The sequence below is a fragment of the Microbispora sp. CSR-4 genome (assembly GCF_008033685.1).
Classification (GTDB): domain Bacteria; phylum Actinomycetota; class Actinomycetes; order Streptosporangiales; family Streptosporangiaceae; genus Microbispora.
In genome coordinates this window covers 84,404-107,987 of sequence record NZ_VJVX01000001.1, presented here as the reverse complement: position 1 = coordinate 107,987, position 23,584 = coordinate 84,404, and the positions used below count along the sequence as shown (strand labels likewise).

At 72.5% G+C, this 23,584-nt stretch carries 26 protein-coding genes; 15 read left to right on the top strand and 11 right to left on the bottom strand.

All coding sequences use genetic code 11. The annotated features are described in order from the left end of the window. Positions 1 to 73 precede the first annotated feature (73 nt). Positions 74 to 541: a MarR family winged helix-turn-helix transcriptional regulator gene (locus tag FLV34_RS00550; protein WP_142645173.1), complete on the bottom strand. Its 468-nt coding sequence runs from the start codon at positions 539 to 541 to the stop codon at positions 74 to 76. Between the two features lie 38 nt (positions 542 to 579). Between FLV34_RS00550 and FLV34_RS00545 the strand changes: the two genes are divergently transcribed. Beyond that, positions 580 to 1,521: a cation diffusion facilitator family transporter gene (locus tag FLV34_RS00545; protein ID WP_147942131.1), complete on the top strand. Its 942-nt coding sequence runs from the start codon at positions 580 to 582 to the stop codon at positions 1,519 to 1,521. On the opposite strand, the gene FLV34_RS00540 is transcribed toward FLV34_RS00545, so the two are convergent. Continuing rightward, positions 1,501 to 2,148 carry a 4'-phosphopantetheinyl transferase superfamily protein gene (locus tag FLV34_RS00540; protein ID WP_142645175.1) on the bottom strand — a complete coding sequence of 216 codons (648 nt, stop codon included), beginning with the start codon at positions 2,146 to 2,148 and terminating at the stop codon, positions 1,501 to 1,503. The genes FLV34_RS00545 and FLV34_RS00540 overlap by 21 nt on opposite strands. A gap of 580 nt (positions 2,149 to 2,728) precedes the next feature. After that, a complete protein-coding gene (locus FLV34_RS00535) occupies positions 2,729 to 4,123 on the bottom strand; it encodes an aminopeptidase P family protein (protein WP_142645176.1) in 1,395 nt (464 codons plus the stop codon). A gap of 166 nt (positions 4,124 to 4,289) precedes the next feature. Here FLV34_RS00535 and FLV34_RS00530 point away from each other — a divergent pair, with 166 nt between their 5' ends. From FLV34_RS00530 to FLV34_RS00515, 4 genes are all read left to right on the top strand, one after another. After that, positions 4,290 to 4,718, top strand: a complete 429-nt coding sequence (locus FLV34_RS00530) for a CBS domain-containing protein (RefSeq protein WP_142645177.1) — start codon at positions 4,290 to 4,292, stop codon at positions 4,716 to 4,718. A 126-nt stretch (positions 4,719 to 4,844) separates the two neighbouring features. Then, positions 4,845 to 5,099 (top strand): Smr/MutS family protein, encoded by a 255-nt coding sequence (locus FLV34_RS00525; protein WP_030509549.1) that lies wholly within the window; start codon positions 4,845 to 4,847, stop codon positions 5,097 to 5,099. A gap of 196 nt (positions 5,100 to 5,295) precedes the next feature. After that, a complete protein-coding gene (locus FLV34_RS00520) occupies positions 5,296 to 5,694 on the top strand; it encodes a YciI family protein (RefSeq protein ID WP_142645178.1) in 399 nt (132 codons plus the stop codon). After that, positions 5,694 to 6,917: an RNA polymerase sigma factor gene (locus FLV34_RS00515; protein ID WP_147942130.1), complete on the top strand. Its 1,224-nt coding sequence runs from the start codon at positions 5,694 to 5,696 to the stop codon at positions 6,915 to 6,917. Before FLV34_RS00520 ends, FLV34_RS00515 begins: the two co-directional genes overlap by 1 nt. Before the next feature lie 868 nt (positions 6,918 to 7,785). Here FLV34_RS00515 and FLV34_RS00510 read toward each other — a convergent pair. Then, entirely contained in the window at positions 7,786 to 8,265 is a 480-nt protein-coding gene (locus tag FLV34_RS00510; protein WP_147942129.1) for a cupin domain-containing protein, read from the bottom strand. A gap of 384 nt (positions 8,266 to 8,649) precedes the next feature. Here FLV34_RS00510 and FLV34_RS41240 point away from each other — a divergent pair, with 384 nt between their 5' ends. After that, positions 8,650 to 8,949, top strand: a complete 300-nt coding sequence (locus FLV34_RS41240; protein WP_222709374.1) for a MarR family transcriptional regulator — start codon at positions 8,650 to 8,652, stop codon at positions 8,947 to 8,949. 94 nt (positions 8,950 to 9,043) lie between these two features. On the opposite strand, the gene FLV34_RS00500 is transcribed toward FLV34_RS41240, so the two are convergent. Both FLV34_RS00500 and FLV34_RS00495 read right to left on the bottom strand, forming a co-directional pair. Beyond that, complete coding sequence (locus tag FLV34_RS00500) at positions 9,044 to 9,334, bottom strand: hypothetical protein (protein ID WP_147942127.1); 291 nt, start codon at positions 9,332 to 9,334, stop codon at positions 9,044 to 9,046. Positions 9,335 to 9,364: 30 nt separating this feature from the next. Beyond that, positions 9,365 to 9,817 (bottom strand): carboxymuconolactone decarboxylase family protein, encoded by a 453-nt coding sequence (locus FLV34_RS00495; RefSeq protein WP_142645184.1) that lies wholly within the window; start codon positions 9,815 to 9,817, stop codon positions 9,365 to 9,367. 116 nt (positions 9,818 to 9,933) lie between these two features. Between FLV34_RS00495 and FLV34_RS00490 the strand changes: the two genes are divergently transcribed. Both FLV34_RS00490 and FLV34_RS00485 read left to right on the top strand, forming a co-directional pair. Continuing rightward, positions 9,934 to 11,904: an AfsR/SARP family transcriptional regulator gene (locus tag FLV34_RS00490; protein WP_187280507.1), complete on the top strand. Its 1,971-nt coding sequence runs from the start codon at positions 9,934 to 9,936 to the stop codon at positions 11,902 to 11,904. Then, the gene (locus FLV34_RS00485) at positions 11,844 to 12,734 is read left to right on the top strand and encodes a tetratricopeptide repeat protein (RefSeq protein ID WP_187280506.1); all 891 of its coding nucleotides are present in this window, start codon (positions 11,844 to 11,846) and stop codon (positions 12,732 to 12,734) included. Before FLV34_RS00490 ends, FLV34_RS00485 begins: the two co-directional genes overlap by 61 nt. 55 nt (positions 12,735 to 12,789) lie before the next feature. On the opposite strand, the gene FLV34_RS40110 is transcribed toward FLV34_RS00485, so the two are convergent. Both FLV34_RS40110 and dhaM read right to left on the bottom strand, forming a co-directional pair. Continuing rightward, positions 12,790 to 13,053: an HPr family phosphocarrier protein gene (locus tag FLV34_RS40110; RefSeq protein WP_187280505.1), complete on the bottom strand. Its 264-nt coding sequence runs from the start codon at positions 13,051 to 13,053 to the stop codon at positions 12,790 to 12,792. Between the two features lie 169 nt (positions 13,054 to 13,222). Further along, complete coding sequence (gene dhaM, locus FLV34_RS00475) at positions 13,223 to 13,597, bottom strand: dihydroxyacetone kinase phosphoryl donor subunit DhaM (RefSeq protein WP_142645185.1); 375 nt, start codon at positions 13,595 to 13,597, stop codon at positions 13,223 to 13,225. Positions 13,598 to 13,633: 36 nt separating this feature from the next. Here dhaM and FLV34_RS00470 point away from each other — a divergent pair, with 36 nt between their 5' ends. Then, on the top strand, positions 13,634 to 14,398 hold the full coding sequence (locus tag FLV34_RS00470) for an IclR family transcriptional regulator (RefSeq protein WP_142645186.1): 765 nt from the start codon (positions 13,634 to 13,636) through the stop codon (positions 14,396 to 14,398). 149 nt (positions 14,399 to 14,547) lie between these two features. On the opposite strand, the gene dhaL is transcribed toward FLV34_RS00470, so the two are convergent. From dhaL to FLV34_RS00455, 3 genes are read right to left on the bottom strand one after another with little or no spacing between them, the layout of a single operon-like run. After that, positions 14,548 to 15,174 carry a dihydroxyacetone kinase subunit DhaL gene (dhaL, locus tag FLV34_RS00465; protein ID WP_142645187.1) on the bottom strand — a complete coding sequence of 209 codons (627 nt, stop codon included), beginning with the start codon at positions 15,172 to 15,174 and terminating at the stop codon, positions 14,548 to 14,550. Positions 15,175 to 15,202: 28 nt separating this feature from the next. Then, positions 15,203 to 16,195 (bottom strand): dihydroxyacetone kinase subunit DhaK, encoded by a 993-nt coding sequence (dhaK, locus tag FLV34_RS00460; protein WP_142645188.1) that lies wholly within the window; start codon positions 16,193 to 16,195, stop codon positions 15,203 to 15,205. Further along, the gene (locus FLV34_RS00455) at positions 16,192 to 16,962 is read right to left on the bottom strand and encodes an MIP/aquaporin family protein (RefSeq protein WP_147942123.1); all 771 of its coding nucleotides are present in this window, start codon (positions 16,960 to 16,962) and stop codon (positions 16,192 to 16,194) included. Before FLV34_RS00455 ends, dhaK begins: the two co-directional genes overlap by 4 nt. Positions 16,963 to 17,179: 217 nt before the next feature. On the opposite strand from FLV34_RS00455, the gene FLV34_RS00450 reads away from it, so the two are divergent. From FLV34_RS00450 to FLV34_RS00425, 6 genes are all read left to right on the top strand, one after another. Then, a complete protein-coding gene (locus tag FLV34_RS00450) occupies positions 17,180 to 17,863 on the top strand; it encodes an NAD(P)-dependent oxidoreductase (protein ID WP_147942122.1) in 684 nt (227 codons plus the stop codon). Between the two features lie 6 nt (positions 17,864 to 17,869). Continuing rightward, on the top strand, positions 17,870 to 18,796 hold the full coding sequence (gene sigJ / locus FLV34_RS00445) for an RNA polymerase sigma factor SigJ (RefSeq protein ID WP_147942121.1): 927 nt from the start codon (positions 17,870 to 17,872) through the stop codon (positions 18,794 to 18,796). A 455-nt stretch (positions 18,797 to 19,251) separates the two neighbouring features. Next, positions 19,252 to 19,635, top strand: a complete 384-nt coding sequence (locus FLV34_RS00440) for a DoxX family protein (protein ID WP_142645192.1) — start codon at positions 19,252 to 19,254, stop codon at positions 19,633 to 19,635. A 572-nt stretch (positions 19,636 to 20,207) separates the two neighbouring features. After that, the gene (locus FLV34_RS00435; RefSeq protein WP_261985603.1) at positions 20,208 to 20,747 is read left to right on the top strand and encodes a DUF1062 domain-containing protein; all 540 of its coding nucleotides are present in this window, start codon (positions 20,208 to 20,210) and stop codon (positions 20,745 to 20,747) included. Positions 20,748 to 20,981: 234 nt separating this feature from the next. Beyond that, positions 20,982 to 21,767 (top strand): cyclase family protein, encoded by a 786-nt coding sequence (locus FLV34_RS00430; protein ID WP_261985602.1) that lies wholly within the window; start codon positions 20,982 to 20,984, stop codon positions 21,765 to 21,767. Then, positions 21,764 to 23,518 (top strand): thiamine pyrophosphate-binding protein, encoded by a 1,755-nt coding sequence (locus FLV34_RS00425; RefSeq protein WP_142651647.1) that lies wholly within the window; start codon positions 21,764 to 21,766, stop codon positions 23,516 to 23,518. Before FLV34_RS00430 ends, FLV34_RS00425 begins: the two co-directional genes overlap by 4 nt. The last annotated feature ends 66 nt before the right edge of the window (positions 23,519 to 23,584 follow it).

The following is a 23,584-nucleotide window of genomic DNA, read 5'->3' as shown; positions in this document are numbered from 1 at the left end:
CGGGAAACGGTTTGGCCCCGCCTGTCGCGGGAAGCCGGAGCCGGTGCTCACCCCGCGCCGCCCCACGGCCTCCTCACCGGGTGCCGCGTACCGCCTGCAGATGATCGACGATCGGCGTGTAGATCTCGTCGAGGGCGGACACCTGCTCGGGCGTCATGAGATCGATGAAGTGCCGGCGGACGCTCGCCACGTGGTCCGGCGCGACCCGCTGGATCGTCTCCCAGCCGTGGTCGGTCAGCACGGCGAACGTGCCGCGCCGGTCGTCCTCGCAGTCCTGGCGGGTCACCAGGCCGGCGGCCTCCATCCGGGAGATCTGGTGGGACAGCCTGCTGCGGGACTGGATCGTCGCGTCGGCCAGCTCGCTCATGCGCATGCGGCGGCCGGGACTCTCGGAGAGGTTCACGAGGATCTCGTAGTCGTTCAGCGACAGCCCGGTGCCCTGCAGCTCCCGGTCGAGCTGGTGGAAGAGCAGGCGGTGGGCGGCCAGATGGGCCCGCCAGGCGCGCTGCTCGTGCGGGGTGAGCCAATGAGGGGCTTCCATGACGACCAGCATAAGATCACTTGAGCGAATGGAGCGGAATGGCCGACAGCGAGAACGGTGAGAGCCTCGGCACAGTCGTGGTCGCGGGCGCGGCCAACCTCGCCATCGCGCTGGCCAAGCTGGTCGCGGGCTTGATGAGCTCCTCCTCGGCGATGCTGTCCGAGGCGGCGCACTCCGCGGCCGACACGGCCACCGAGGTCGTGCTGTTCGCCGCGATCCGGCACGGCGAGCGCCCCGCCGACTCCCGCCATCCGCTCGGCCACGGCCGGGCCGCCTACCTGTGGGCGATCGTGGCGGCCTGCTTCACGCTGGTCGTGGGGGCAGGGTTCTCGCTGACGCACGGCTGGCACACGATCACCGAAGGAGAGAGCCTGGGCGACGTCGGCGTGTCGTACGTCGTGCTCGGGGTGTCCTTCGCGATCGAGTCGCTCTCCCTCGGGAAGGCGCTGCGGCAGCTCCGCGGCGAGGCCCGCCGCTGGCGGGTGAGCCCTGGGCGGCTGCTGCGGCGCACCTCCGACACCGTGCTCAAGGCCGTCGTGCTGGAGGACTCCGCCGCGCTGCTCGGCATCGCCACGGCCGGCGTCGGCCTGCTGCTGTCGCGGCTCACCGGCTCGGCAGTGTGGGACGGCGCCGCCTCGATCGTCATCGGTCTGCTGCTGCTCGGCGTGGCGCTGAGCCTGATCAGGACCAACGCTTCGCTGCTCATCGGCCAGGCGGCGCCGTACGGGCTGCAGGAGGAGATCCGCGGCGAGCTGGCCGCCCAGCCGGAGGTCGAGGCCGTCGTCGAGCTCGTCACCGTCATGATGGGGCCCGGCCAGGTCATGGTCGCGGCGAAGGTCGACTTCCGCGACGAGACGTCCGGGCAGCGGCTGGAGCTCGCCTCCGACCAGGTGGAGCGGCGGCTCACGGAGCGGTTCCCGGAGATCCGGCAGGTCTTCCTCGACCCCACCCCGGGACGGTCAGCCGCCAAGGAGGCGTAGCTTGGCGGGCTCGTCGGTGACCGCGGACGCGATCACCGTGCCGGCCGTCCACTCGACGAAGTGACGGCCCTGCCATTCCAGCGGGCCCGACAGCCCCTCCTCAAGCGGCAGGGCCGACAGGTCCGCCTCGCGCAGCCGGTCGAGCGTCAGCTCTCCCCGCTTGACCAGCGCCTCCTTGCGCACCCACTGGCGGATCAGCCCGCGGTTGTCGTCGCCGACCAGCTTCGCCTCGGCGGGGGTCAGCGCGAGCTCCACCAGCCTCTCGTCGGCCGGGCCGTACGTGGCGTGCTCGGCGTCCACGCCCACCCGCCCGAGCCCGGCGACCGCGCAGACGTAGCCCGAGGTGTGCGCCAGGCTGATCGACACCTCGGGGGCCTCGGCAAGCCAGGGCCGTCCGTGGGCCTGCCCGCAGGTCTCACAGCGCTGCACCACGGTCAGCATGCAGGCGCGGGTGCCGAGCAGCTCGGCGGCGCAGTGCCGTACGAGCAGGTGGGCGGCGACGAAGTCGAGGCGGTCCCGCTTGCGGGTGAAGCGCTCGGCGCGTTCGCGCTCTGCCTCGGTGAGCGTGCCGGCGACCATGTCCAGCACGTCGGCGGTGTGGCCGGCCACGGCCAGTGGGGGGCGCACGAGGCCACTGTAGGGGAGCGATGTGACGATCACGTGAACTGGGCCTCTCCATCGCGGGTGCGCTGACCTGGCCGAGACGGGTCGCGGCACGGACGGCTCCGCGGACGGCCCCGCGGACGGCTCCGCGGACGGCTCCGTACGGCTCTTACGGCTCGCGCGGGGTGCGACCCGCCCGTCCGCGGGGCCGGCGCAGCGCGGACACGGGGCGGGCGCCGTCCGGCCCGGACAACGGCATCCGGATGACGGCATGCGTGACGATCAGCGCGCTACGCCACAGCGCTGCCGACGGCCGGTGTGCCGTGTGCCGCTCTCGCTACCGCAGCCGTTCTGATGGCGGGCGACGCCGAGGCCTGATGGGGGGCGACGCCGAGGCACAGGTCTCCACGCAGGCGCAGTTCACGACGGTCGGTGCGCAGGCCGCCTTCAACGGACGGCCGGTCTGCCGGTCGTGCCGGCACCCCGTCTGTGAGGTGCTGCACGGCATCCCTTCTGTGAGGTGCGCGCGGGTCCGCGACGGACGTGCTCGTATGGCTTCCGGCCCGGCGGCGGGCCCGGACCGGAAGCCCGGATCGGGGGTCGCTCACCCGGCCAGAGCGGCCATCCACGCCTCGATCTCGTCGGAGCGGCGGGGCAGCGCGGCCGACATCAGGCGGGCGCCGTCGGCCGTGATCACGAGGTCGTCCTCGATGCGGACGCCGATCCCGCGCAGCTCCGGCGGCAGCGTCAGGTCGTCGGGCTGGAGGTAGAGCCCCGGCTCCACGGTCAGCACCTGCCCCTCCTCCAGCACGCCGTCCAGGTAGGTCTCCGCCCGCGCCCGGGCGCAGTCGTGCACGTCGAGGCCCAGCATGTGGCCGCTGCTGCACAGGGTGTAGCGCCGGTGCAGGCCCGCGTCGGCCTGCGATTTCGTCAGCAGGCCCCACTCGCGCAGCCCGTCGGAGATCACCCGCATCGCGGTCTCGTGGAACTCGCGGAAGCGCACACCAGGGCGCAGCACCGCGATGGCGGCCGTCTGCGCCTCATAGACCAGGTCGTACACCTGCCGCTGCACCGGGCTGAACCGGCCCGACAGCGGCAGTGTGCGGGTGACGTCGGCCGTGTAGAGGTTGTCGCCCTCGACCCCGGCGTCCAGCAGCAGCAGCTCGGCGGGGTCGAGCCGTCCGTCGTTGCGGATCCAGTGCAGCACGCACGCGTGCGCGCCGGACGCCACGATCGACTGGTAGCCCACCGCGTTGCCCTCCAGCCGCGAGCGCAGGCCGAAGACGCCCTCGACGTACCGCTCGCCGCGCGGGTGCGCGAGGGCCGCGGGCAGCGCGCGCACCACGTCCTCGAACCCGCGCGCCGTCGCGTCCACCGCCTGCTGGAGCTCCGCGATCTCCCACTCGTCCTTGACCAGCCGCAGCTCCGACAGGACCGCGGCCAGCTCGGCGTCCCGGTCGTCGCCGGAGGGGGAGACGAGCGCGTCCACCGAGGCGTCCACCCCGCGCAGCACGCGCGCGGGCCCGCTCAGCGCGGCCGGCAGCGTGCCGATGTGCGCGCACTCGATCTGGTACGCCGCCTCGGCCTCCGCGAGGTCGAAACGGCGGCCCACCCAGAACTCGCCGTACCGCCGGTCGCGGTAGAACTCCTGCGACTCGGCACGGGACGGGCGGGGATGCAGGAACAGCCGCGCCTCACCCGACGGCTCGATCACCAGGACGTCGTCCGGCTGCTGGTCGCCGGTCAGGTAGGCGAACGCGCTGTGCGTGCGGAACCGGTGGTCGTCGTCGTTGCTGCGGGCCTGCAGCGTGCCCGAGGGGATGACGAGGCGCTCGCCGGGCAGCCGTTCGATGAGCCGGGCCCGCCGCTTGGCCGCGTACGCGGCGACCGGCAGCGGCGCCACGTCCTCGTGCACGTCGGCCCAGCCTCCGCGCATGAACTCCGCGAGCGCTTCCGTGACCGGGAGATCGTGACTCCCGGTGTTGAGTTTCTCGGCCATCCTCTGCCCCCAGGGTGCGGTGATATTTCGCCATCGTAGGGGTGGGGGCCCTTGACGATGTACGACGACCGCTGTTGCCTGGGGAAACAGGATTTCGCCGCTCCGGCCGGCCGGCGGGAGCGGAAGCGGGGACAGATCCCCCGGGTGCCCCTGAGAGGTGGTGTCGATGCTCATCGGGACGATCTTGCAGAGCAAGGGAACAGGTGTGGCGACCGTTCCGCCGCACGCCACGGTGTCCGAGCTTCTCGCCCGGCTCGCCGAGCTCAACATCGGCGCGGTCGTGGTCTCCGAGGACGGTCTGACCATCGCGGGCATCGTGTCGGAACGCGACGTCGTACGGCGGCTCAACGAGCACGGCGCCGCGCTGCTCACCATGCCCGTTTCATCGATCATGACGGCCGAGGTACGCACCTGCGGCCCGGACACCAACGTCGACGAGCTGCGCCGCACCATGACCAACCACCGGATCAGGCACGTGCCCGTCGTCCGCGAGGGCCGGCTGGCCGGCATCGTCAGCATCGGCGACGTCGTCAAGACCTCGATCCAGGAGCTGGAGAGCGAGAAGGAGGCCCTCGTCGGCTACATCAACGGCTGACTCCGGGCCCTGTCTGCGTGGGGTGCGGTCCCCGCCTCGCCCCGCGTCCCTGTCGCGCGTTCCGCATCCCTGTTCCGCGTCACGTATCTCGTATTGCGCGGCGAGCGGCGACTTAGACTCGCTTGCGTGAAGCTGAAGCTCGACCTCCACGACATCTACAACAAGGGCAGCGAGATCGACAAGGCGCTGCACGGCATCATCCAGGAGGCCGTACGCAAGAAGGCGACCCAGGTGGAGATCATCCCGGGCAAGGGGTCCGGCCAGCTCAAGAAGAAGGTGTTGCGCTTCCTGGAGCAGAAGGAGATCAAGGCGCTCTACCACCGGATCGACAAGGATTCCAAGAACCACGGCCGCCTGTTCGTCTATTTCCAGTGGAAGTAGCGGCGTCTCACGTCCTGTCAAGAACCTGCTGATCCGGCCCGAGGCCACACCCGCGGCGTCCGTACGGAACGCGGGCAGGAGGGATCGGCCGGTGACTCGGCGGAAGATTTTTCCGGGCCGTGTCGATCCCTGAGCCGCTCGTTCGACGTAGGGGTGCGAGGGACGAGACGCGGCCCCGCCGGAGAAGGAGAACAGGATGCCGAGCTACATGCTGATCATGCGGGGCACCGACGAGTCGAACGCGGCCATGATGGCCGACATCGAGGAGATGATGGCCAGGACCCGTCAGTTCATCGATGAGATGGTCAAGGCCGGCGTTCTCCTCGCGGCGGAAGGGCTGGACGATCCGCGCCAGGGTGCCGTGGTCGACTTCAATGGCGAGGTCCCGGTGGTCACGGACGGGCCGTACGGAGAGACGAAGGAACTGTTCGGGGGCTACTTCCTGCTCGACGTCGCCTCGAAGCAGGAGGCGGTCGAGTGGGCCAAGCGGGTCCCGGCCGTCACGGGTTCCAAGATCGAGGTCCGGCGGGTGGCCGGCGAAGACGAGATGCCGCAGGACACCGTGCGATCCGTCGAGGGACGGGCCCGGGTCTGATGGGTGCGGCCGACGTCGAGGCCGTCTGGCGGATCGAGTCGGCGCGGATCGTCGCCGCTCTGACCCGGTTCACCGGCGATTTCGGGTTGGCCGAGGACGCGGCCCAGGAGGCGGTGGCCGAGGCGCTGGTGTCGTGGCCGCTCGAACCTCCGGCCAATCCGGCCGGCTGGCTCATGGCCACGGCGCGGCGGCGGGCCATCGACGCGATCCGCCGCAGGACCGCGCTCCAGGACCGGTACGCCCTGCTGGCGGCCGACCCGGACGATCCGCCGGTCGATGAGGAGGCCGACCCCGACAGGATCGACGACGACATCCTGGCGCTGATGTTCGTCAGCTGTCATCCGATGCTCTCGCCCGAGGCCCGCGTGGCGCTGACGCTGCGCGTGGTCGCCGGCCTGTCCAGCGAGGAGATCGCCCGTGCGTTCCTCGTCCCCGTCCCCACCGTGCAGGCCCGCATCACCCGGGGCAAGAAGACGATCGCGGCGGCCGGAGTGCCGTTCGAGCTGCCGCCGGCCGACGAGCGCCGGGAGCGGCTGGGCGGCGTGCTCAGCGTCCTCTACGTGATCTTCACCGAGGGTTCGACCGCCACATCGGGCGACCGGCTGATGCGCCCCGACCTCGCGTACGAGGCGATCCGGCTGGCCCGCACCCTGGCCGCGCTACAGCCGTACGAGCCGGAGGTGCACGGCCTGCTGGCGCTGTGCGAGCTGACGGCCGCGCGCTTCCCGGCCCGCACCGGCCCGGACGGCTCGCCGATCCTGCTGGAGGACCAGGACCGGCGGCGGTGGGACTGTTCGGCGATCCGCCGCGGGCTTGCCGCGCTGGCCAAGGCGTCCGCCCGCGGCCTCGGCCCCTACGGCCTGCAAGCCGCGATCGCCGCCACCCACGCGTCGGCGCCCTCGGTCGAGGAGACCGACTGGGAGCGGATCGTGGTGCTCTACGAGGCGCTCGGCCGGGTCGCGCCCTCGCCGGTGGTCGAGCTCAACCGGGCCGTCGCCGTCGCCATGGCCTCGGGTCCGGCCCAGGCCCTGGCCATCGTGGACGAGCTGATCGCCTCGGGCCGGCTCTCCGGGTCGCATCTGGTTCCGACCGTACGCGGGGAGCTGCTGGCCCGCCTCGGCCGGAAACCGGAGGCGCGCGCCGAGCTGGAGCTGGCGGCCCGGCTGTGCGCCAACCAGCGCGAACGCTCGGTGCTGTTGCGCAAGGCGGCCGCGCTGAGCTGATTTCTGGGCTGGGCTGACTTCTGCGCTGGGCTGACTTCTCCGGCCCGACCGGCCGGGATCCGAACGCGGCCGGGGATGCACGTTCGGCCGGCCGGGTGCGCTACCGGAGTCATTCGTAGCGCTCCGGTCTTCAGTCCGGGGAGCGCGTCAAGGGGACTGACCGGCGCGCGCCGTGGACACGCGATCCGGTCACCTTCTGTGTGACCCGGCTTTCGGCAAGCCGTGCGATTGGCAGAGAGCCGCTTTGCCGTCAGCGGGTGTGGCCGGTGCGAGCATCGCGAGAGGCAGAAGCGATCACCACGGCTTGGGGGAAGCATGCTTCGAACACTGATCGTGCTGGTGGGCATGGCCGTAGCGGCGTCGCCGGCCGCCAACGCCTGGGCAGGCGACGTGCCTGCGGTTCCACAGGCACGGACGGTCGCAGCAACCTCGCCGGCCGGGCAGACGGCGGGTGCGTGCAGCCCCGGATCGCCGTGTGCGGCGGTCGACTGTGGTCCCGGCCGCGTCTGCGTGCCCTCTCCCAAGCAGTGCTTCACCACACCATGCCCGCAGTACGACTGCGTGCCCGAGGCCTCGGTTTCCCGCGCGAATCACCGGCCTCCGTACGCAGGCTCACACCCGGGCGGCCGGTGGCGGCCCCGCGACCCGGAGCAGCGACCGGCCTACCCGCACGACCGGCGAACGACGGATCGTTCAGAGAACCCGCCTGGGGGCGCTCCGGCGCGGAACATCGGACTGGCGATCGACCTCCAGCCCTGAACCCGGCTCGATAGGCCCTGGCGGCCCTGCCGCGCCTGTGCCTCCCGCGCTATTGAGTGTCATAAGCCCCGGTGGTGCCTCTGCTCCGTACGCCCGTGTCCGCTCCGTTTCAGAGCCAGAAGGTGTCGTGGCGGAGGTAGAACTCCGCCTTCTCCTCTTCGCTCATGTCCGCGAGTGTGAGCAGCCCCTCGAAGTAGCCCTCCCGGGGTGCGCCGGGCGCGAAGTGCAGCAGCATCGACGCCGGCTCTCCCGACTCGTTCCGGAACGCGTGGGTGCCGCCCTCCGGAACGTGTACGAAGTCGCCAGGGCCGGTGTCGATCCAACGCCGGCCGTCGTAGATCCGCACCGTGCCGGTGAGGATGTAGAACGACTCGGAGATCGACCGGTGGAAGTGCGCCGCCGGGCCGCTGGGCTCCGGTCCCATGTCCCAGCGGTAGAGCCCGAACTGCCCGTTGGTGGTCGCACCGGTCGCCAGATAGTGCACCGTGGTTCCGCTCGGGTAGACCAGCTCGGGCGTGGCGTCCGGGCGCCGGTACGACGCCGTCGGCTCGCCCGTCTCACCGTGGTAGGCCGGTGGGGGATAGGTCACTGCTCGTCCTCTCCTCGGGTTCGAGCCGTTCGGCCTCCGGATCGCGGCACGCGCCGCTGAAGGCCGATCGTCGTCACTCGCGAGTTCCTACCCGGTGTCGCCGGGTGCGCACAGCGGCACTCGCCGACCGAAGTCGACCGTACGCCCACCGCCCGCCGAGGTATAGGTGATGCGCACACCGCCGGCTCCTGCTGAGGCGTGCTGAACCGCCAAGGCACGGCGGAGGTCGTCGCACCGCGTTGGTCGAGCAACAGGCCGAACCGCCGCACATCGCCACGCCGATCGTCGCGCAGCCGCACACGACAACGACGCAGCCGGTCCAGCCCGCGATCGTGTGCCCGAGGTCCACATCGTCGTGTATGCCGCTCATGGTTCTCCTCGGCGGTGACCGGCGTGCTGAACCGGCTGGAGAAGGCCGGGTACGCGCACCGGCAGCCGGATCCCGAGGACCGCCGCCGGGTGCGCGTCGTCGCCGGCCCGGCCGTGGCCGCCACCGCCGCGGCCGTCTACGAACCCTTCTATCGGCGGTTGAACGAGCTGTTCGCCGACTACACGCCCGCGGAGATCGCCGTGCTGTCCGACTGGTTCACTCGCGCGGGCGACCTGATGCGGACGTATCTGGAGGAGATCCGGAGCGACCAGCTCGCCGGTGTGCCCCGCTCTCGGCGCACGCGGAGCCGTTGAGGCCGCGCGCCCCTTCCGCGCGCGGGGCCCGCCGCTCTCTCCACCGGCCGCACCGGGCGGTTCCGCCCGGTGCGGCCACCGTGCGTGGGCCGGGTCAGCGTTCGTCGATGACCCGGCCGTTCAGGGCGGTGGCGTCCTTGGTCAGGGCCATGGTCAGCGGCGCCTCCGGGAAGGTGGGCAGGGCGGCGAGCGCGGCGCCCATCTGCTCCCCGCTCTCCCAGTGCCAGGTGTCGGTGTAGGTGCCGTCCTCGAGCTGGACCAGCACGGTGCGGATGAGGCCGGGGTGCCCCTCCCCGATGGTCGCGATCAGCGAGGTCCTGCGGGCCAGGAACTCCTCCAGGTCGGCCTCGGGGACGGAGTAGCGGTGCGAGCGGACGGCGGACATACCGGTGTCTCCTGTGTGAGGGGTGGGGGCTTACCAGCTGCCGGCGATCTGCCGGACCGGGGCGTTCAGGCGGTTGAAGAGGTTGGTGACGGCGATCATCAACAGGATCGAGGCCAGCTGCTTCTCGTCGAAGTGGCCGGCGGCGTTGTCCCAGACCACGTCGGAGACGGCGTCGGCGCGGTCGGCCAACCGGGTCGAGGCCTCCGCCAGCTCCAGCGCGGCCCGTTCGGCGTCGGTGTAGTACGGGGCCTCGCGCCAGGCGCTGACCAGGCCGATGCGCTCGTCGCTCTCGCCGAGCTTGCGCAGGCTCTTCAGGCCGCTGTCGACGCAGGGGCTGCAGCCGTTGATCTGGCTGACCCGCAGGTGCACCAGCTCCAGGAGCTCCTGGGGGACACCTTGCGACTGAGCGGCCTTCATCAGCTCCATGATCGGCTTCATCGCGGCGGGGATGATCGCGGCGGGGTTCTTCATCCGGGCTTCCATCGGTGGTTCCTCCGTATCGGTTCTGCGAGATTCGTCTCGGTTCGTGTGAGATCAGAGTGGCCGTCCGGATTGATACATTCGCTATGCGCGCACGATGCGATCGTGATGGGGGGACGATGCTGCGCTTCACCCTGCTCGGCCCCGTCGAGATGGTCGTCGACGGCGCGCCGCTGACGGGCATCGCCCCACGTCACCGGGCTGTCCTGGCCTACCTCCTGCTCAACGCCGGCCGCGTGATCGGCATCGAGCGGCTGATCGACGCGATGTGGGGTTACGACCGGCCCGACACCGCCCGGTCGCAGATCCACGCCTCGATCACCGCGATCCGCAAGGTGCTGCGCGGCGCGGGAGCCGTACGGCTCCTGGAGACGCGCGCCGGCGGCTACATCGCGCAGCCGGCGCCCGGACAGGTCGACGCGCAGGAGTTCACCGAGCTGGTGGCCGCAGGTGAGCTGCGCAGGGCCCTGGACCTGTGGAGCGGCGAGGCGCTGGAGGACGTGCACGCGCATTACGTCACCGGCGTCCGGGAGCTCTGGAACGACCGGCGGCTGTCGGCGTACGAGCGCCTGGTGGAGGGTGAGCTCGCCGCCGGGCGGCACGGAGATCTGCTCGACGAGCTCGCCGCCCAGGTGGCCGCCAACCCGCTGCGCGAGAAGCTCAACGGCCATCTCGTCCTGGCCCTGCACCGGGCGGGGCGGCAGCCCGACGCCCTGGCCGCCGCGCGCGCCTACCGTACGGCTCTCGCGGACGAACAGGGGCTCGACCCCGGACACGCCTTCACCGAAATGGAGCGGGCGGTCCTGGCGGACGACCCGGCCCTGCGCCTGGCCGGCGCGGCGACGGCGGCTTCCCAACCGGCGTCCCGCTCCACCTTCCTGCCGTACGACATTCCCGATTTCTCCGGACGGACCGCCGAACTGCAGCGGCTCGCGGACGAGCACCACACCGACAACGGGCCGGCGGTCGTCACGATCGACGGCATGGCGGGGATCGGCAAGACCACTCTCGTCGTCCACGTGGCCCACCGGCTGGCCGCCCGCTATCCGGACGGCCGGCTCTTCATCGACCTGCAGGCCCACACGGCGGGCCGGGAGCCGATCGACGCCGCCGCGGCGCTGGAGACACTCCTCCGCCAGCTCGGGGTGCCCGCCGACCGCATCCCGGTCGCCCCGGCCGAGCGGAGCGCCCTCTGGCGCGCCGAGCTGGCCGATCGCCGGGTGCTCGCCGTACTGGACAACGCTCTCGACTCCGAGCACGTGCGCCCCCTGTTGCCGGGACGCTCCGGCACCCTCGTCCTGATCACCAGCAGGCGGCGGCTCGTCGACCTGGACGGCGCCCAGGCGTTGTCGGTGGACGTGCTGGGCGAGGCGGACGCCGCCGAGCTGTTCGAGCGGATCGTGGGCGAACGCGCTCACCAGGAGCCGGAGGCCGTACGCGAGGTGCTGCGGCTGTGCGGGCACCTCCCGCTCGCCATCCGGATCTCCGCCGCCCGCCTCCAGCATCGCCCGCGCTGGACCGTGTCCTATCTGGCCGGGCGGCTGCGGGACCATCGCCGGCTCCTGGACGGGGTGTCGGCGGCCTTCGCGCTCTCCTACGAGCAGCTCCACGAGGACGGGCAGCGCATGTTCCGCCTGCTCGGGCTGGTTCCGGGGCGCGACATCGACGTCTGCGGCGCGGCCGCGCTGGCCGGGATCCGCGAAGACGAGGCCGAGGAACTGCTCGAGGGCCTCCTCGACGCCCACATGCTCCTGCAGCTCGAACCGGGCCGCTACACCTTCCACGATCTGCTCCGCGAGCACGCCCGCTCGCTCGCCGAGGACGACGGCGCCGTCATGCGGCTGTGCACCGCTCCCGCGCGGCGATGGACCGGCTCTTCCCGTACACCGTCGGCCAGCGGGAGGGGATCCCCCAGCCGGCCGCCCCGATCGCGCCCATCCGCGACGCCGCGGAGGCGATCGCCTGGCTCGACGCCGAACGCTCCAACATCATCGCGACCGCCGTCCACGGCCCCGAGATCTGCCTGGGCATGCTGGCCCTGGCGATGCGCCCCTACCTCGACCGGCACGCGCATCACGACGACGCGCTGACGCTGCACACCCTGGCGCTGCGGCGCAGCCGCACGCTCGGCGATCCCGACGTTCAGGCGCGAGCGCTCACCGACCTGGCGCGGACCTACTGGCGGCTCGGCGAGTACGAGCGGGCGGAGGAGCATGCTCACCAGGCCCTCGACGCGTGCGAGGAGGCCGGCGAACGGGCCCGGGCACTGCTCACCCTGGGAAACGTGGCCCTGCGCCGTGGCCGGGACACCCAGGCGGAGCAGCACCTCAAGCAGGCGCTCGACCTCACCCGCATCGGCGCCGACACCTGGGGCGAGGCCAACGTGCTCGGCGTCCTCGCCCTCCTCCTCGACCGGGCCGGCCGTCCCGAGGAGGCCCGGCGCCATCTCGACCTGGCGCTGGCACTCCACCGCAAGGTGGGCGACCCGGCGGGAGAGGCGGCGATCCTCGACCATCTCGGCGTCGTCCTGCGGCGCCAGGGCGAGCTCGCCCAGGCGCGCATCCGCCACGAGCAGGCCGCGGCGGTCTACCGCGCCCTCGGCGACACCGCCGACGAGGCGGCCGCGCTCAACGGGCTGGCCGAGGCGGCGGGCGACCCGGCTCGGGCCGTCGAGGAGCACACGGCCGCGCTCGCGCTCGCCGACCTGACGCGCAACCGGCCGGAGCGGGCGCGTGCGCACGACGGGCTGGCGCGCGCCCACCTCGCGCTCGGGCACGCGGAGCAGGCGTGTGAGCATGGGCGGCTGGCTCTCGGCCTCTACGGCGAGCTCGGTGTTCCGGAGGCCGAGAAGGTCCGCGACTTCCTGGAGAGCGCCGGAGAGTCCGCGAGGCAGAGCCACGCGCAGTCCGTGGGGTCATAACCGCTCCGCCGCAGCACGGCTTCGGCCGCCTCGGACCGGACTCCCGGCGCGTCCGTCAGCCGCCGAGCACCGCGCTGAGAGCGGTCAGAGCCTCGGCGGCGTCGTCGCCGGTGGCGCGCAGGGTCACGGTCTGCCCACTGGTGGCGCCCAGGCCCATCAGTGACAGCACGCTGCGCACATCGACCGAGCGGGAGCCGTACGAGAGGGTGACGGCCGAGGTGAAGGCGGCGGCGGTCTGGGCGAGCGCGCTCGCGGGGCGGGCGTGCAGGTCCTCGCTCAGGACGATCGTGCGCTCGTCCGCGCCGGCCTTGGAAGGCACAGCCGCAGGGCTCGCCCCAGCAGGGGGCATCATGGCAGCGGTCGCTGCGGCGGGGTCAGCCACAGCGGGGCTCGTCGCGGCCGCAGCAGGGGCCGCCACCGCAGGGGGCGTCGCAGGCGGAGGGCTCGCGCCGGCAGGGCTTGCCGTCGGCGCTGGGGTTGCCGTGGGGTCAGAGCTTACGGACATGCCACGCCTCCTCGGCCGCCGCCAGCACACCGTCCAGCGAGGCGCCGCCGCCCGCCGCCACGACCGCGGAGATGGCGCCCTCCACGAACGGCACGTCGGCGATCACGACGTCATCCGGGGTCTGCAGCAACTTGGCGGTGAGCACCGAGCTGCCGAGGTCGGGGATGAGCACGACGCCGTCCCCCCGGTCGACCTCCTTGATGGCGGCGGTCACCAGGTCGGGGCTGGTGCCGAGACCGCCGTCCTCGGTGCCTCCCGCCGCCGCCAGCGGCACATGTGCGCCGCCGATCTGCCTTGCCAGTGCGGCCACTTCCGCGGCCAGGCTGCTGCTGTGTGAAATGAGTACGATGCCAACCATTCGTTATTCCTGAAGATCGTTCGGCATAATCGAAAAGTGATCCAGTCGGTGGAGCGCGCGGCGCTCATCCTGAAGGTCCTCGGGTCAGGCACCCCCCGGCTCGGGGTCACCGAGATCGCCGAGCGGGTGGGCCTGGCCAAGCCGACCGTGCATGGGCTGCTGCGCACGCTCGCCGCCTGCGAGCTGGTCGTGCAGGACCCCGACACCGGCAAGTACGCGCTCGGGCCCGCCGTGCTGCAACTCGGCAACGCCTATCTGGAGGGGTCCGAACTGCGGGCCAGGAGCCTGCTGTGGGCCGACTCCCTGGCCCAGCGGGTCAACGAGGCCGTCTGGGTCGGCACGCTGTCGGGGAGCCGGGTGATCGTGCTGCACCACGTGTTCCGGCCCGACGACGTCGTGCAGATCCTGGAGGTCGGCGCGGCGATCCCGTGGCACGCCTGCGCCCTCGGCCACGCCATCGCCGCCCACGACCCGCGCCGGGACGAGCTGCTGTCGGGCGACCTCGCCCCGCTGACCGGGCTCACCAGGACCGTCCGCGACGACCTTGAGCGGGTGCTCGCGGAGGTGCGCCGCCGGGGGTACGCCGTCGAGGACCAGGAGGCGGCGCTGGGAGACGCGGGCGTCGCCGCGCCCGTTTTCTCCCGGGACGGCTCGGTGGCCGGCGCCGTCGCCGTGGTCGGGCCGGTCGAGCGGGTGCTGGACCCGGCGCGGCGGGAGGAGATCGCGCTGGCCGTGCGCGAGACCGCACGGGCGGTCTCGCGCGATCTCGGCGCGCCCCGCTACGGCGGCCCGGCCGTCTGACCGGCCCACGTCCACCCGGCCCGAACCCGCCCGGCCCCGGCGGCTCACGACCCGGCCGTCCAGCCGGTTCGCGTGCCCCTGCTCCCGGGCGCTGGACGGGTGGGCCGGCGCCGGGACCCGGCTCGTCGCGGCCCGGCCGCGGCTCGCGGTCATCGGGAGGCGGCGGCCTTCAGCGCGCCGAACAGCAGAGCCGTGGAGGCGGCGCCGGGATCCTCGTGCCCGACGCTGCGCGGTCCCAGGTAGCTGGCCCGCCCCTTGCGCGCCTGCAACGGGACCGTCGCCCTGGCGCCCTGCTCGGCCGCGGCGGCCGCCGCCTCCAGCGCCTCCTCCGGCTTCAGCCCGTCCTGTACGGCCTGGCCCAGCGCCTTGGCGGCCGGGGCGAGGGCGTCGACCATGGTCTTGTCGCCCTCGGCCGCCGCGCCGAGGCGCTGTACGCCGGACAGGGCCGCGTTCAGGCCCGTGCTCAGCTCGGCCGGCGTGATCTCCGCGGCCTCGCCGAACGCCTTGCCCATCTCCCGGAAGGCGGTGCCGTACAGGGGACCCGAGGCCCCGCCGACCTTGCGGATCAGCGTGGATCCGACGAGCACGAGGAGCGCGCCCGGGGTCTGCGGGGAGGCGCCGGCCAGCGCCTCCTGCGCGGCGGTGAACCCGCGGTCGAGGTTGGCGCCGTGGTCGGCGTCGCCGATCGCGGCGTCCAGTTGGGTGAGGTGGTCGCGCTGTGCCCGTACGGCGGCGGCGATCTCCTCGATCCAGGCGGCGAAGAACTGGGTGTTCACGAGCGGACTCCAGAGGTTCGGATGGCGGTCAGCGGCCCCAGCGCAGCGCGGGTGTCTCCACCGGCGCGTCCCAGAGCCGGGTGAGCTCGCCGGTCAGCGAGCACGTCGTCACCGAGAAGCCTTGCATGTCGAGGCTGGTCACGTAGTTGCCGACCAGGCTGCGTACGGCCGTGGCGCCCTTCTCCCGCAGGTAGGCCTCCACCTCGGCGAAGACGATGTACAGCTCGATGAGCGGCGTGCCGCCCATGCCGTTGACCATGACGAGCGTCTCGCCGGACAGCGGCAGGTCGGCGTCGATCGCGTCCATGGCCGTACGGACGATCTCCCGGGCCTCGCGCATCGGGGCCCGGGTGCGGCCGGGCTCCCCGTGGATGCCGATGCCGAGCTCGATCTCCGTGTCGCCCAGCTCGAACGTGGGCTTGCCCGCAGCCGGGACCGTGCAGGGCGTCAGCGCCACCCCGAACGAGCGGCTGCGCTCGTTGACCTCCCGGGCGACCCGCGCGACCTCGGCCAGCGGCGCGCCGGTCTCGGCCAGCGCCCCGGCGATCTTCTCCACGAACAGCGTGGCCCCGGTGCCCCTGCGGCCCGCCGTGTAGAGGGAGTCCTGCACCGCCACGTCGTCGTTGACGAGCACGGTCGCGACCTCGACGCCTTCGTCGCCGCTCAGCTCGGCGGCCATCTCGAAGTTCAGCACGTCGCCCGTGTAGTTCTTCACGATGTGCAGCACGCCCGCGCCGCCGTCCACGCCCTTGGTCGCCTCGATGAGCTGGTCGGGGACGGGGGAGGTGAAGATCTCGCCGGGACAGGCCGCGTCGAGCATGCCGTAGCCGACGAACCCGCCGTGCAGCGGCTCGTGACCGGAACCGCCGCCGGAGACCAGGCCGACCTTGCCCTGCCGTGGGGCGTCGGCGCGGAAGACCACCTTGTTCTCGATGTCGACGCGGAGCGAGGGGTGCGCCGCGGCGATGCCGCGAAGCGCGTCGGTGACGACGGAGTCGACGCTGTTGATGAGCTTCTTCATGATGCGGTCCCTACTGCCGTGGTCGTGCTCTCCAGCTTCGTCCTTCCTCGCGAGGCCGCAAGCGCCGTGTAGGCGAATGCCCCGATCAGGCCGCCCGCGAACTCCCCGATGAAGTACGCCGGCACCTGGGCCCAGCTCACCGAGCCGCCCCAGGCGGCGTCCACGAGGAACGGGCCCAGGTAGCGGGCCGGGTTGATCGCGGCCCCGGTCACCGGGCCCACGATGACGATGATCGCGAAGACGATCGAGCCGATCGCCATCGGCGCCCATCCGGGTATGGCCCGCCGGTCGAGCACCCCGAAGATGACGAAGACCAGGATGAACGTGCCGATCGCCTCGACCAGCGTGCCGCGGGCGAAGCCGACCTCGGCGGCGTACGCGGTGACGCCGCCTCCGGCGGCCTTGGCGGCGTCCGCGCCGAGCGTCGCGAAGATCCCGAGCGCGCCGGCGACCGCCCCGGCGGCCTGCGCCGCTACGTAGCCGGGCACCTCACGCCAGGGGAAGCGGCCGGTCGCGGCGAGGGCGACCGTGACCGCCGGATTGATGTGGGCGCCGGAGATGTGCCCGATGGCATAGACCGTGCCCACGATGACCAGCATGAACGCGAAGCTGATCATGCCGAGCTGGGCCATGGAGAAGGGTGCCTGGGATCCGGCGGCGATGACCCCGGTGGCGGCGGCCGAGCCGGCGCCGACGTACACGAGGAAGGCGGTGCCGAGCAGTTCTGACAGGAGCTTCTGGAACGTGGAGGGGGGTGAGTCGTTCATGAGACCGTCCAGACCGTGAACATCGTTCGATAATGTCGAACGCGATTTCATAGAAGTTAAATCTGGAGGCCATCCACGTCAAGGGGTCGTCGGCGCTTCCCGCGCGGGAGCCGTCCACGGCATCCGTGTGAGGTGCGTCACTGCCGTTCATGGGCAGGCGGGCTGTCTCGTCTCTAGTGCCGAGCGCGACTTCATCAGCGCGACGAACAGAGACGACATGAAGATCTTCATCGCCGGGGCGTCCGGGGCGATCGGCACCCACCTCGTCACCCGGTTGGTGGCACGCGGCCATCAGGTGGTCGGCACGACCCGCTCGCAGGCCAAGACCGGGCCGCTGCGTGCACTGGGCGCCGAACCGGTCGTCGTCGACGCGCTCGATCCCGACTCGGTGGCCGACGCGGTGGCCAGGGCCGCGCTGCGCCACGTGGAGCACGCTGTGACCGGCATCACCTGGGCCGACGGCATCGTGCTCCGTTACGGTTCCTTCTACGGCCCCGGGACGGGCCTCAGCGCCGCGCCGGACGCGGTCATGACCGAGCAGATCCGCAAGCGGAGGTTCCCCATCATCGGCAGCGGCGACGGCGTGTGGTCGATGGTGCACATCGCCGATGCCGCGGCGGCCACCGTCGCGGCCGTCGAGAAAGGCGAGACCGGGATCTACCACGTCGCCGACGACGACCCGGCTCCGGTGCGCGTCTGGCTGCCCTACCTGGCCCGTACGCTCGGCGCCGGACCGCCGCGCCGGGTGCCGGCCTGGCTCGCCCGCCCGCTGGCCTGCGAGGGGGCGGTCGACATGATGACACGGGCCCGCGGGATCTCAAGCGAGAAGACCAAGCGCGAACTGGGGTGGGCGCCGCGGCACCCGAGCTGGCGCACCGGGTTCATCGACGGATTGAGCTGACCCGGCATGTCCACCTCTGATCTGTACGGCGAGCTGCGGCCGCGCGCCTTCGCCATCGCCTACCAGATGCTCGGCAGCGTCGGCGAAGCCGAAGACGTGGTGCAGGAGGCGTTCCTGCGGCTGCACCAGACCCAGAGCGGAGGCGAGACGATCGCCTCACCACGGGCCTACATCGCCACCCTGGTCACCCGGCTGGCCATCGACCAGTTGCGCTCGGCACGCGTACGGCGGGAGCGCTACATCGGCGAGGGGCTGCCGGAACCGCTCGCCACCGATCCCACGCCGGGCGAGCACGCCGAGACCGCCGACTCGCTGTCGCTGGCCGTCCTGGTGCTGCTGGAAAGCCTGACGCCACAGCAGCGGGCCGCGTTCCTGCTTCGCGAGGTCTTCGACTATCCGTACGCGGAGGTCGCCGAGATCGTCGGCACCGACGTGGACAGCACGCGGCACCTGGTCGCCCGCGCCCGCGGCCACCTCCGGCAGCGCCGCCCGCGCTATCACGCCTCCCGGCAGCAGCGGCAGGAGCTCGCCGGGCGCTTCTTCGCCGCCGTCGAGCACGGCGACCTGCGCGCGCTGGAAGAGCTGCTGGCGCAGGACGTGGCGATGCACGGCGACGGCGGCGGCAAGGTGCCGGCGCTGGGACGTCCGCTCAACGGACGCCTGCGCGTGGCGCGCGTCCTGGCGGCGATGGCGCCCCTGCTGGCCCGTGCCGGCGGTGTGCGCTTCCATCTCACGCAGGTCAACGGCCAGCCGGGGGCCCTGGTCTACGACGCCCGCGACCTGCTGGTCGGGGTGATGGGACTGGACATCGCCGACGGCCGGATCCAGACCATCCACTCCATCGTCAACCCCGACAAGCTCCAGCATTTCGACCGGGTCGGCGACCTCGGCGCCCTGGTCCGCGCAAGCCACGGGGGCACCTGGAAGGGCTGATCTCGCCGGGCACACGGGGCTGACGACCCCCGGCGGTCCCCAGCGCCGGCCCCCGGCGGTCCCCAGCGCCGGCCCCCGGCGACGAGCGGCCCGCCGTCGGAACCGGCCGAGCATGGCGATCGCATCGCGCGATGCGATCGAGCGGCGCCGTCCCCGAACCGGCCGAGTCAGGTGCCCTGCATTGCTGATGCGATCGAGCGGCGCTGTCCCCGAACCGGCTGAGCCAGGTGCCCTGCATCGCTGATGCGATCGAGCGGTGCCGTCCCCGAACCGGCCGAGCCAGGCGCCTGCATCGCTGATGCGGCCGAGCGGTGCCGTCGCCGGACCCGGCACCGTCCGGCAGCCGCCGGAAACCACCGGTTCAACCGCCGCCGGACGCCCGGCGGCCTCTGTTCCATCCGCGCCCCTGGGCCCTTCCACGACGTTCGTACCCTTGATCACGACTGGACGACTCGATGAACCTCGCACTGTGGATCGTTGCCGGACTGCTGGCCGTGGTGGCCCTGGCCGGTGGTGCCATCAAGGCATTCACGCCGAAGGAGAAGCTCGCCGCGACCCCAGGTGGAGCATGGACGCGAAGCGTCAGCGCCGGGGGAGTCAAGACCCTCGGCGTCCTGGAGATCCTCGCCGCGGCCGGCTTCACACTGCCCCCCGCGACCGGCATCGCACCGGTGCTGGTGCCGGTGACCGCGCTCTGCTGGATCGCGCTGATGGTCGGCGCGATGATCACGCACGGCCGTCGCGGCGAGCTCCGGTTCGCGGCGCTGAACCTGGCCTACCTCGCGCTCGCCGTTTTCGTCGCCTGGGGCCGCTTCGGCCCCGGCGCCTTCACCGGCTGACCGCCGGCTTCCAGGGCGATGCCGGGGGGCCGGACCGGCGGGCTCGGTCCCGCCCCCCGCGCGGCCCCCGGCGCGACGCTTGCCGGACCACGGTCGGACCACGGTCGGACCACGGTCGGCCCGCCGCCGGACCACATGTCCCTGCTGACCGCACGCCTCTGCCAACCGCACGCCCCTGTCAACCGCACGCCTCTGCCGACCGCACGCCCCTGCCGTTCGTGGGCGTGTGCTCCCCGCGCGCCGGCGTCTACTCCCGCTGCCGGTGCCGAGGCCGCGGCCAACGCCGGAGGAAAACGTTCGAGCGCCGCGCTGTCGCCGGCGGGAAAACCGTTTGAGCCTGCCGTACGCGCTCTCGTAGGGTGCCTGCGGCCCATCGCAGTGAGGACAGAGGACATAACCGCGTGACCCCGCCCGCTCTGTAGACCTGACACCTTCTTCCGCTCACCTTCACGCCGACCGTTCCGTCGGCTCTGCCGGGCTGCCCGCGTGCGCCCGGTCATGCAGCGTTTGGGGCCGCGCGCAATCGGCCTCGTGTCAGGTCTAGAGAGATCATGTCTTCACAACCTCATATCGTGCTGCCCTGGGTCGTCCGCCGGACCAGGCTGCCTCTGCTGTCGTCGCGGTGCGTGGACTGCCGGTCGGAGTCCGCCACCACCGGCGAGGGCAGGTTCCGCGTCAACGCCAACGGCAAGCTGCTGGACGTGTGGCTGCTGGTCCGCTGCGTGTCCTGCGACCGCACGAGCAAGCTCAACGTGCACGAACGGGCGCCGGTCGCCTCGTTCGACCCGGCCGAGCTGGAGCGCTACCACGCCAACGATCCGGAGCTGGTGGCGTCCACGCTGCTCGATCCGCTGTTCGCCCGGCGCAACCGCGTCGCTCTCGATTGGACGGGGGCCTGGCGGCTGGACACCCCGTCGGCATGGCTCGACGAGGGGTGGCCCGTCCGGGTGGAGGTCGTCTTCGACGATCCGGTGCCGGTGCGCCCGGAGCGGCTCATCGCGCAGGGGCTCGGCCTCAGCAGGAACGAGGTGCTGCGCCGGGTCAAGTGCGACGTTCCGCCGCGCCGTACGACGAGCACCGGGTTCGCCTTCACCGTGCTGCCCGGGGACTGACCGGATGTAGCCGCGGCGCGTGAGCCGGACGGGGGCGGTTCCGGAGGCCCGGAGCCGCCCCCGGATGCGTACGGAGCGAGGCCCGGCCCGGCCGCGCGGTGGTTCCGGGGCTCGGAGTGCCCGCCGTGTCTGGCGTCGCACGCATGATTTGGACGATCATCGTCGCGTACGTTCACCCGCGTCTGATATGGCGTTCCGGGGGGCGGGTGTAGGAGTATCGCAGGGGCCTGAGTCATGGGAGGCGTTGTGTCGGTGTTGCGTGATCTGGTGGACGGCATCCGGAGCGGGGGGATCGAGGTGCTCGACCTCACCGCGCCGCTGAGCGACAAGACGCCGATCCTGTTGCTGCCGGAGCCCTTCGGGCAGACGGTGCCGTTCTCGATGCAGGAGATCAGCCGATACGACGACCGCGGCCCGGCCTGGTATTGGAACAACTTCACCACGGGCGAGCACACCGGCACGCACTTCGACGCGCCGGTCCACTGGGTGACCGGACGCGACGGCGAGGACGTGTCGCAGGTGGCCCCCGCCAAGCTGATCGCGCCCGCCGTGGTGCTCGACTTCAGCGCCCAGTCGGCCGCCGACCCCGACTTCCTGCTGGAGGTCGACCACGTCAAGGCATGGGAGGCCGAGCACGGGCCGCTGCCCGACGGCGGCTGGCTGCTCTACCGCACCGGGTGGGACGCCCGCGCCCAAGAGCAGGCGGAGTTTCTGAACGCCGACGAGACCGGGCCGCACACGCCGGGCATGTCCATCGACTGCGCCCGCTACCTTGCCGAGGAGACCCCGATCACGGGCATCGGCGTGGAGACCGTCGGCACCGACGCGGGCGCGGCCCACTCCTTCGACCCCCCCTTCCCCTGCCACTCCTTCCTGCTCGGCGCCGGGAAGTACGGCCTGACGCAGTTGCGCAATCTCGACCGGCTGCCGCCCACTGGAGCGGTGGTGGTCGCCGGGCCGCTGCCGATCGTCGGCGGCTCGGGCAGCCCGGTCCGCGTGCTCGCGCTGGTGGAGCGGTGAACGTCGCGGAGGCCGTCGGCGCGGCCCTCGCCGCCCTCGGCGTGAGGGCGGCCTTCGGCGTCGTCGGCAGCGGCAACTTCCACGTCACCAACGCCCTCATCGAGCACGGCGTGCGCTACGTCGCGGCGCGGCACGAGGGCGGGGCCGCCACGATGGCCGACGCCTACGCCCGGATGAGCGGCACGGTCGCCGTGCTCACCGTCCACCAGGGGCCCGGCCTGACCAACGCGCTGACCGGTGTCACCGAGGCGGCCAAGAGCCGCACGCCGCTGCTCGTGCTCGCCCCGGAGGTGACCTCGCCCACCTCCAACTTCCGCATCGACCAGACCGCGCTCGCCGAGGCCGTGGGCGCGCACTGCGCCAGGGTCGGCTCGGCCGCCACGGTCGTGGACGACACCGTGATGGCCTTCCTCGCCGCGCTGCTCGGGCGCCGGACCGTGGTGCTCAACCTGCCTCTCGATGTGCAGGCCGAGGAGCTGCCCGACGAGGCCGCCGAGGCCGTACGCGAACTGCTGGCCGGCCGGGGCGGCGCGCACCGCGACGTGGCGAGCCGCGTGCCGGCGGCGTGGGGGCTGACGTTCCCCATCGAGGCCAGGGACGACGAGGAGACGCAGGGCATCCCGGCGGAGCCGTCCGACGCGCTGACGCGGCTCGCGCGGATGCTGGCGGAGGCCGAGCGGCCGGTCTTCGTGGCCGGCCGGGGAGCCCGCGGCTCGCGGCGGGAGCTGGAGGCGCTCGGCGAGCGGGTGGGGGCGCTGTTCGCCACCTCGGCGGTCGCCAAGGGCCACTTCCACGGCAGCCCGTGGGACCTCGACGTGAGCGGCGGTTTCGCCACCCCGCTCGCGGCCGAGCTGATCCGGAGCGCCGACCTCGTCGTCGGCTGGGGCTGCACGTTCACCATGTGGACCACGCGGCACGGCGCGCTGATCGGGCCGGACACGAAGGTCGTCCAGGTGGACCTCGACCCCGACGCGCTCGGCGTGCACCGCGAGATCGACCTCGGCGTGGTCGGCGACGTACGCGAGACCGCGCGGGCGGTCGTCGCCCTGCTCGGCGAGGCCGAGCCCGCGACGGAGGGGGAGACGGGGACGCGCGGCTACCGCTCCCCGGAGATCGCCGAGCGCATCGCCCGCGAGGGCCGCTGGCGCGACGTGCCCTACGACGACCTGAGCACCGGCGGGCGCATCGACCCCCGCACGCTGACCATCGGGCTCGACGACCTGCTCCCGCAGGAGCGGCTGGTGTCGGTCGACTCGGGGAACTTCATGGGATATCCGTCGATGTTCCTCACGGTCCCGGACGGCAGCGCGTTCTGCTTCACCCAGGCGTACCAGTCGATCGGGCTCGGCCTGGCGACCGCCATCGGCGCGGCCGTCGCGCGGCCCGACCGGCTCGCGGTCGCCGCCCTCGGGGACGGCGGGGCGCTGATGGGCGTCGCCGAACTGGAGACGGTCGTACGGCTCGGCCTGCCGATGGTGGTCGTGGTCTACGACGACGAGGGATACGGCGCGGAGGTCCACCATTTCGGCCCGCACGGGTTCCCGCTCGGCGCGGTCACGTTCCCGCCCGCCGACATCGCGGCGATCGCGCGGGGCTTCGGCTTCGAAGCGGTGACCGTACGGCGTGAGGAGGACCTGTCGGGGGTCGCCGCGTGGCTGAAGGGGCCGCGCGACAAGCCCCTGCTCGTCCACGCGAAGGTCACCGCCGACCGCCCCTCGTGGTGGCTGGAGGAGGCCTTCCGCGGTCACTGACCGGACACGGCGCCGCGCACCGGGTACGGCACCGCACCGCACCGGGCACAGCGCCGCACCGGGCAC

Bases quoted from the DNA above. Each gene is read 5' to 3' on its own strand.
- FLV34_RS00495 (WP_142645184.1), bottom strand. From the start codon at position 9,817: ATGGAAGCCCGGATGAAGAACCCCGCCGCGATCATCCCCGCCGCGATG.
- FLV34_RS00500 (WP_147942127.1), bottom strand. From the start codon at position 9,334: ATGTCCGCCGTCCGCTCGCACCGCTACTCCGTCCCCGAGGCCGACCTG.
- FLV34_RS00515 (WP_147942130.1), top strand. From the start codon at position 5,694: ATGGGTGCGGCCGACGTCGAGGCCGTCTGGCGGATCGAGTCGGCGCGG.
- FLV34_RS00455 (WP_147942123.1), bottom strand. From the start codon at position 16,962: ATGAACGACTCACCCCCCTCCACGTTCCAGAAGCTCCTGTCAGAACTG.
- FLV34_RS00550 (WP_142645173.1), bottom strand. From the start codon at position 541: ATGGAAGCCCCTCATTGGCTCACCCCGCACGAGCAGCGCGCCTGGCGG.
- FLV34_RS00430 (WP_261985602.1), top strand. From the start codon at position 20,982: ATGGGAGGCGTTGTGTCGGTGTTGCGTGATCTGGTGGACGGCATCCGG.
- FLV34_RS00530 (WP_142645177.1), top strand. From the start codon at position 4,290: ATGCTCATCGGGACGATCTTGCAGAGCAAGGGAACAGGTGTGGCGACC.
- dhaM (WP_142645185.1), bottom strand. From the start codon at position 13,597: ATGGTTGGCATCGTACTCATTTCACACAGCAGCAGCCTGGCCGCGGAA.
- FLV34_RS00520 (WP_142645178.1), top strand. From the start codon at position 5,296: ATGCCGAGCTACATGCTGATCATGCGGGGCACCGACGAGTCGAACGCG.
- sigJ (WP_147942121.1), top strand. From the start codon at position 17,870: ATGTCCACCTCTGATCTGTACGGCGAGCTGCGGCCGCGCGCCTTCGCC.
- FLV34_RS00490 (WP_187280507.1), top strand. From the start codon at position 9,934: ATGCTGCGCTTCACCCTGCTCGGCCCCGTCGAGATGGTCGTCGACGGC.
- FLV34_RS00535 (WP_142645176.1), bottom strand. From the start codon at position 4,123: ATGGCCGAGAAACTCAACACCGGGAGTCACGATCTCCCGGTCACGGAA.
- FLV34_RS00545 (WP_147942131.1), top strand. From the start codon at position 580: ATGGCCGACAGCGAGAACGGTGAGAGCCTCGGCACAGTCGTGGTCGCG.
- FLV34_RS00485 (WP_187280506.1), top strand. From the start codon at position 11,844: ATGCTGGCCCTGGCGATGCGCCCCTACCTCGACCGGCACGCGCATCAC.
- FLV34_RS00450 (WP_147942122.1), top strand. From the start codon at position 17,180: ATGAAGATCTTCATCGCCGGGGCGTCCGGGGCGATCGGCACCCACCTC.
- FLV34_RS00440 (WP_142645192.1), top strand. From the start codon at position 19,252: ATGAACCTCGCACTGTGGATCGTTGCCGGACTGCTGGCCGTGGTGGCC.
- dhaK (WP_142645188.1), bottom strand. From the start codon at position 16,195: ATGAAGAAGCTCATCAACAGCGTCGACTCCGTCGTCACCGACGCGCTT.